Origin of the sequence: Nitratidesulfovibrio liaohensis (assembly GCF_011682075.1) — a bacterium.
In the GTDB taxonomy this organism is placed as follows: domain Bacteria; phylum Desulfobacterota; class Desulfovibrionia; order Desulfovibrionales; family Desulfovibrionaceae; genus Cupidesulfovibrio; species Cupidesulfovibrio liaohensis.
The window spans coordinates 1-4,178 of record NZ_VSMK01000236.1 but is presented as its reverse complement, the minus strand read 5'-3'; the positions used below and the strand labels follow the sequence as shown (position 1 = coordinate 4,178).

At 63.8% G+C, this 4,178-nt stretch carries 5 protein-coding genes; 4 read left to right on the top strand and 1 reads right to left on the bottom strand.

Annotated features, from left to right (window positions below; all coding sequences use genetic code 11):
- From FVW27_RS09250 to FVW27_RS09240, 3 genes are all read left to right on the top strand, one after another.
- Window positions 1-584, top strand: a 584-nt coding sequence (locus FVW27_RS09250; protein ID WP_167124552.1) for a nicotinate-nucleotide--dimethylbenzimidazole phosphoribosyltransferase, incomplete at its 5' end; no start/stop codon positions are given.
- A 179-nt stretch (window positions 585-763) separates the two neighbouring features.
- Window positions 764-1,822, top strand: coding sequence for a type IV toxin-antitoxin system AbiEi family antitoxin (locus tag FVW27_RS09245; protein ID WP_208294715.1), 1,059 nt, complete (start codon window positions 764-766; stop codon window positions 1,820-1,822).
- Window positions 1,810-2,679 carry a hypothetical protein gene (locus tag FVW27_RS09240; RefSeq protein ID WP_167124548.1) on the top strand — a complete coding sequence of 290 codons (870 nt, stop codon included), beginning with the start codon at window positions 1,810-1,812 and terminating at the stop codon, window positions 2,677-2,679. The genes FVW27_RS09245 and FVW27_RS09240 overlap by 13 nt, the downstream gene beginning before the upstream one ends.
- Window positions 2,680-2,773: 94 nt before the next feature.
- Here the strand turns inward: FVW27_RS09240 and FVW27_RS09235 are convergent, their stop codons facing one another.
- Window positions 2,774-3,724, bottom strand: a complete 951-nt coding sequence (locus FVW27_RS09235; RefSeq protein WP_167124546.1) for a LysR family transcriptional regulator ArgP — start codon at window positions 3,722-3,724, stop codon at window positions 2,774-2,776.
- A 226-nt stretch (window positions 3,725-3,950) separates the two neighbouring features.
- On the opposite strand from FVW27_RS09235, the gene FVW27_RS09230 reads away from it, so the two are divergent.
- Window positions 3,951-4,178: LysE/ArgO family amino acid transporter (locus tag FVW27_RS09230; RefSeq protein WP_167124544.1), on the top strand; the 228-nt coding region annotated here is incomplete at its 3' end.

Here is a 4,178-nt window from a genome sequence, read left to right as displayed (position 1 = left end):
CCGCGCAGGCCGCCGCAGACGGCTGCCGCTGCGTGGGCACCGGCGACATGGGCATCGCCAACACCACGCCTTCCACCGCCCTGTACTGCGCGTACCTTGGCCTGGACCCCGAAGCCGTCACCGGCCCCGGCACCGGTCTTGACGCCCACGGCGTGGCCCGCAAGGCGCAGGTCATCCGCGCCGCTCTGGCCGCCAACCGCCGTACCGTCGAATCCGGCGACCCCGTGGACATCCTGGCCGCCGTGGGCGGGCTGGAAATCGCCGCCCTTGCGGGCCTGATTCTGGGTGCCGCCCGTCACCGGCTGGTGGCCGTCATCGACGGGTTCATCTCCACCGCCGCGTACACCGCCGCCTGGAAAATAGCCCCCGCCGTGGCCGGGTACTGCGTGTTCAGCCACGCCTCCGCCGAACAGGGCCACACGACCATCCTGCACAAGCTGGACATCCGCCCCCTGCTCGACCTCGGCCTGCGCCTTGGCGAAGGCACCGGCGGCGCCCTGTCCATCTTCCTGCTGCGCAGCGCCGCCGACATCTTCGAAAAGATGGCCACCTTCGGCGATGCCGGGGTGGATGCCGGGAAGTAGGGGCGCTTGCCGCTATGTGGCCCGGCATCATGGACCTTCTGCCTAGCCATTTCATTGAAATGGACAGTTTTCACTGTGAAGACAGGTTTCATTTTTTGATGAAATGGTGTTTTTTAGTGAAAAATGTTGACGACGTTCATTAAAAATGCCTATTTCAGCGCATGCTGAACGAGGTGAAGATGATGAATATCGAACAGCAGGCCATGGCGTATATCAAAGAGATGCTGGGCAAGATTCCCTTGGTGCAGAGCGTCAAGTCATGCACGCAGGGAGTCAGCTGCGGTGGCCACACGCTGGATCTTGTGTTGCAGGTCAACGTGGGCGGATGCGAGCATCTGCTTGTCTGTGAGGTGAAAGACCGGGCGCAGCCGCAGCAGGTCCGTGCCGCGCTCCTGATGCTGCGCGAATCGTTGCGCCGTGATGGACGGGACATGACTCCGGTATTCATGGCCCCGTATCTCTCGCCCCAGGCACGCGCGCTGTGTGTTGAACATGACGTCGGCTACCTTGATCTGGCAGGAAATGCGCGCATTGCGTTCGACGGCATCTTCATTGAGCGGGAAGTGGTGGACAAGCCCAAGGCCGTACGCCGCGAGGTGAAATCGTTGTTCAAGCCGAAGTCGGCGCGGGTGTTGCGGGTGTTGCTGCGGCAGCCGCACAGGGCATGGCGCGTCGCGGACCTTGCGGATGCCGCACAGGTAAGCCTTGGGCACGTCAGCAATGTGCGCAGGAAGCTCCTTGCCGAAGAATGGGGTGAGGACTCTGGCAGTGGTCTGTTTCTGCTCAAGCCGGATGCCTTGCTTGACGCATGGCGGAAAGTCTATGAACCACCCGCCGGTGAGCGCCGCGAATATTACACGTCCCTGCATGGCGAGGCGTTTGATGCAGCGGTGCGTGGCGTTTCCGGTACTGCGCTGGGATGTATCCTGCTGGCGTCGTTTTCTGCAGGGCGGTGGCTGGCGCCGTATCTGCGCTCTGGAACACAGTATTTTTATGCGGACGTATCCGGGCTTGCCCTGCTGGTTTCCACGCTGCACCTTGTCCGCGTCGACAAGGGTGGCAATGTCGTGGTGACGGTGCCGACGGATGAAGGCATTTTGCAGGATGCCATACAACCCGCCCCTGGTATTGCATGCACCAGCCCTGTCCAGACATATCTTGATCTATGCGCCCTGGGAGAACGCGGGGCGGAGGCTGCCGATAACCTGCGCCGGGAGAAGCTTGCATGGTCAAACTGATCCCCGGTGAACCGCAATGCGCCGCTGACTATGATGACCGCGCGACCAGATCGGTCCGGGCGGCGCTGGTGGAGATCGGCCAGATACTGGGCAGCTACCGGGGACGATTCGTTGTCATTGGAGGGGCTGTGCCTTGGCTGCTTCTGGACAATCCGGAGATGCCCCATGTCGGCACGCTGGACATAGACCTCGGGCTCGACGCAGAGGCTCTGGGGGACGGTGACTACGCGACCCTCATCGAGGCGCTCATGCGGCATGGCTATCAACAGGGCGAGGGTTTGCGTCGCTTCCAACTCGTGCGCAGCGTGCCCGCTGATGACGGTGGCCCTCCCGTGCAGGTCATTGTGGATTTTCTCATGCCCCGGCATGCGGAAATCGAAAGGCATAAGCCTCCGATGATCGCAAATTTTGCAGTTCAGCGGGCGGACGGGGCTGACCTTGCCATCCAGTTTCAGCAGATTGTGGCCCTTGATGGTCCAATGCCGACAGGTGGCGTCAACCGAGTGGAAATTTCCGTGTGTTCGATTCCTGCGTTGCTTGCCATGAAAGGGCATGCCCTGGCGGGCAGGTACAAGCAGAAGGATGCCTACGACATATTCTATTGCATCAGGAACTACCCCGGCGGTGTTGTTGCTTTGGCCGAGGCATGCCGCCCGCTGCTCCTTCATTCCTCTGCCGTTCAGGGGTTCCGATGCATCGACGAAAAATTTTCCTCGGTGGACGCGTATGGGCCGACATGTGTGCGCAAGTTCATCGAAGATTCTGAAATTTCCGGGGATTATACCGCAGACCAATGGCAGCAGGACGCCTTTGGTCAGGTGGATGCATGGTTGCGCGCCCTAGGCGTGCGCGTCTGAGCCATGTTCCGAGGCGGGATTTGCCGTTGCCACGGGTGAAGCAGGCAGAACATTGTGCCTGATTGAAAGCGGAGTCCAGCGGGTTCCGCTTTCGCTATTCCTGCGCCAACACCTGTTGGGCATGACTGACCACATGCTGGGTCAGGGCATCGAGCAGGCGGGTGCGCAGTCCCCAGCAGTGCCAGTAGAGGCGGATGGGTACGGAGTGGCCGGGTGCGAGATCGACCAGGCGGCCATCGGCAAGGTGCTGGCGGGCCTGGGGCAGGGGGATCATGCCGTAGGCAAGGCCCTGAGCCACCACGTCCACGAAGCGTTCGGACGAGGGGATGTAGTGCAGCGGCAGGCTGCGGGCGATGTGGTCGAAGGAGGCTGCGCTGGGCAGCAGGCCGCGCAGGAACTGGTGATGCACCTCGTCGGCGCGGTTGAAGATCACGGCGGGCGCGTGGCACAAGGCGGCTTCGGTGAGCCCGGCGGGGAACCACTGCGCGGCGAAGTGGGGCGCGGCCAGACACAGGTAGTCCACCCGGCCCAAGGGCAGGCAGCGGCAGCCCTGCACGGCGACGGCGCGGGTGGACACGGCGGCGGCCACGTTGCCGTCGCGCAGCAGCAGGTGGGTGCGCTCCTGGTCGTCCACGGAAAGATCGAGCAGGGCGCGTTCCGCAAGCAGGAACGGGGCCACGGCATCGGGAAACCACGTGGCCAGGCTGTCGGCGTTCACGGCCACCGGCAGGGTGGTCCACGGAACATGCGGGATGCCGGGGGCGTCCGCGCCCGGGGAATCGGAGCCTCCCTCGGGCCGCAGCGCGGCGGCAAGGTCGGTTTCCAGCAGGCCCACCTTGTCGCAATGGGCCAGCAGGCGGCGGCCCTCGTCGGTGGCACGGGCCGGGGTGGCGCGCACCACCAGCACGGTGCCCAACTGGTCCTCCAGCGCCTTGACCCGCTGCGACACGGCGGACTGCGTCAGGTGCAACACCCGCGCGGCCCGCTCGAAGCCCCCTTCACGGATGACGGCGGCCACGGCCTCCACAAGTCGGTAGTCGAGCATGTTCGATTAGTACGTTTGCTTATGCAACAGCACAACAAGTAATTTCACGCATGGTGCGGAACAAGGTAGAACAGGGGCGTCACGGCGGATAGCCGCCCGTACGGCATGTATCCCGGAGACATTCCCGCTGGGATGAGTTTCTCCGGGGAGTTTCCTCGGACGACGTGTGCCGACGGACGACGGGCGGCGTCTGCCGGGCATTCATTCCTGCTTTTGGAGTTGCGCCATGCACCTTGCACCATACCTTCAGGGCCTCGGCATCGGGGCCAGCCTGATCATCGCCATCGGCGCACAGAACGCCTTCGTGCTGACCCAGAGCCTGCGCCGCAACCACCACATGGCCGTGGCCGCGCTGTGCGCGCTCATCGACGTGGTGCTGATCACCGCAGGGGTGGCCGGTGTGGGCACGGCGGTCGCCGCAAGCCCGCTGCTGCGGCAGGGCGCCGCCGTGGGC